Here is a 2,048-nt window from a genome sequence, read left to right as displayed (position 1 = left end):
GGGCCTTCGTCGGCGTACTCGTCCAGGTGGACGTGGCCCTCCAGCACGATCTCGGCCTGGGCGGGGACCATCAGCGGGACGGTCTTGGCGGGCACGAGGTCGAGCTTGGCGCCGCGCATGAGGCCGGCGAACTGGTATTCGGAGAGGGTGTCCGGGACCGGCGTCACGGCCGCCAGGATCGTGCCGGGGTCGGCGCCGATGACCGCGCAGGCCGGCAGGGCGTCGGGCTTGCCGGCGGCCTTCCACCGGCGGTGGTGCTGGGCGCCGCCGCGGTGGGCGAGCCAGCGCATGACGGTGCGGTTCCTGCCCAGCACCTGCATGCGGTAGATGCCGAGGTTGTAGTCGTCCTCGCGGGCGTCCGAAGGGCCCTTGGTGACCACCAGCGGCCAGGTGATCAGCGGCGCGGGCTCGCCGGGCCAGCAGGTCTGGATCGGCAGCTTCGAGAGGTCGACGTCGTCGCCCTTGAGGACCACCTCCTGGACGGGCGCCTTCTTCACCACATTGGGCCGCATCGACATGACGGTCTTCGCCAGCGGCAGCATCTCCATGGCGTCCTTCAGCCCGCGCGGCGGCTCCGGCGCGCGGAGGAAGGCCAGGAGCTCGCCCACCTCGCGCAGGTCGGCGGCGGTGGAGCGCTCGCGGCCCTCCAGCGTCACGCCCATGGCCACCCGCTTCACCGTGCCGAACAGGTTGACGAGGCACGGCATGGACGAGCGTTCGCCGTCGGCGCGGACGACGTTCTCGAACAGGATGGCCGGCCCGCCGGTCGCCAGCAGGCGTCGCTGGATCTCGGTCATCTCGAGGACCGAGGAGACGGGCTCGGAGACGCGGACCAGCTCGCCCGCCGCCTCCAGCTTGCCGATGAATTCGCGCAGGGACCGGTACGCCATGGCGGCGGTTTACGGGGCGGGGTCGGTCAGGTCTAGACTGGGTCCATGACGCGCATCGACCTCGACGACCTGCCGCCGAAGGTGGCGGCCCTTCTCACCGGCGCCGAGGCCGGCGAGGAGATCGTCCTGGTGCAGGGCGGCGCGGTGGTCGGCCGGCTCACGGCCGGCGGGGCCCAGACCGCCGCCGAGCCCGAGCCGCCCGCCTCGCCCGAGGAACACGCCCAGGAGGTGTTCGAGCAGTTCCGGGCGGCGATCGAGGAGGAGTTCTAGGCGGCGACCAGGCGCACGCGGGTCCCGCACAGCACGACCTCGCCGGCCCCGTCGAGGAGGCCGCGGGCGGCGGCGGAGGCCCGCACGGCGTCCGGATCGGCCACCGCCACGTCGAAGGCCGCGAGGCCCTCCCCGCGCCCGTCGCGGGCAGGCACGAAGCGCAGCTCACCGCCGTCCTCGAGCCGGATGCGCCAGCCCTGGCCGGCCCGCTCGTGCTCGCGGGCGAGGACCTCGCCCCAGCGGCAGGCCATCTGCTCGGGGTCCGGCCCCTGCAGTTCGGCGCCGACGATGGCGGCCGAGACGTCGGTCCGGGCATGGTCGCGCCAGACCGGGCCGCCCCACTTCCAGTCCGCATGGGTGGGCATGGAATCCACGGAGAGGATGGCGCCGCCGATGTCCTTGGGGTGGATGTGGGTCATGACGACACCGTCGAAGTCGGCCTGCTCGATCACCCGGGCGCCGGCCCGGCCGACCTGTGCCCGGGCCGCCAGGCCGTCGTCCACGTGCAGGATCACCATGTAGCCGCCGTCGCCGCCGCGCTTGGCCAGCAGCCGACCCGCGGTGGTGCCCTCCTCCTTCGGCGAGACGACCTCCAGGAAGGTGTCGCCGACCGGGAAGACGGCGTTCCGGAGGCCGAACTTGCCGACCCCGGGATCGTCGTAGGCGTAGTCGAGGCCCAGCACCTCGCGGATCTGGGCGCAGGCGCGGTCGAGGTCGCGGGCGACGAGGGCGATCTGGCGAAGCCGCATCACGAGGCCTCCGCCTTCTCCCGGTCCTTGACCAGCTTGCGCGGCGCGATCTTCTTCCAGCGGCGCTCCAGGAAGTTGCGGAACGAGCCCGGGTGCAGGCTCTCCATGCGGGCGAGCACGCAGGGGTAGTCCTTGTAGT

At 72.9% G+C, this 2,048-nt stretch carries 3 protein-coding genes; 1 reads left to right on the top strand and 2 read right to left on the bottom strand.

Translation table 11 applies throughout. The features are described 5' to 3' along the window. Positions 1-890, bottom strand: an 890-nt coding sequence (locus tag V7Z97_RS20295; protein ID WP_334165427.1) for a UbiD family decarboxylase, incomplete at its 3' end; no start/stop codon positions are given. 45 nt (positions 891-935) lie between these two features. Here V7Z97_RS20295 and V7Z97_RS20290 point away from each other — a divergent pair. Beyond that, positions 936-1,160, top strand: coding sequence for a hypothetical protein (locus tag V7Z97_RS20290; protein ID WP_334165425.1), 225 nt, complete (start codon positions 936-938; stop codon positions 1,158-1,160). Here V7Z97_RS20290 and V7Z97_RS20285 read toward each other — a convergent pair. Continuing rightward, positions 1,157-1,909 (bottom strand): VOC family protein, encoded by a 753-nt coding sequence (locus tag V7Z97_RS20285; protein ID WP_334165422.1) that lies wholly within the window; start codon positions 1,907-1,909, stop codon positions 1,157-1,159. The genes V7Z97_RS20290 and V7Z97_RS20285 overlap by 4 nt on opposite strands. Between the last annotated feature and the right edge of the window lie 139 nt (positions 1,910-2,048).

The sequence above is a fragment of the Phenylobacterium sp. genome, from assembly GCF_036821595.1.
In the GTDB taxonomy this organism is placed as follows: Bacteria; Pseudomonadota; Alphaproteobacteria; order Caulobacterales; family Caulobacteraceae; genus Phenylobacterium.
The sequence above is the reverse complement of the archived record's forward strand: the minus strand, read 5'-3'. Positions and strand labels throughout refer to the sequence as shown.

Coding starts and splice junctions, on each gene's coding strand:
- V7Z97_RS20285 (WP_334165422.1), bottom strand. CDS start 1,909: ATGCGGCTTCGCCAGATCGCCCTCGTCGCCCGCGACCTCGACCGCGCC.
- V7Z97_RS20290 (WP_334165425.1), top strand. CDS start 936: ATGACGCGCATCGACCTCGACGACCTGCCGCCGAAGGTGGCGGCCCTT.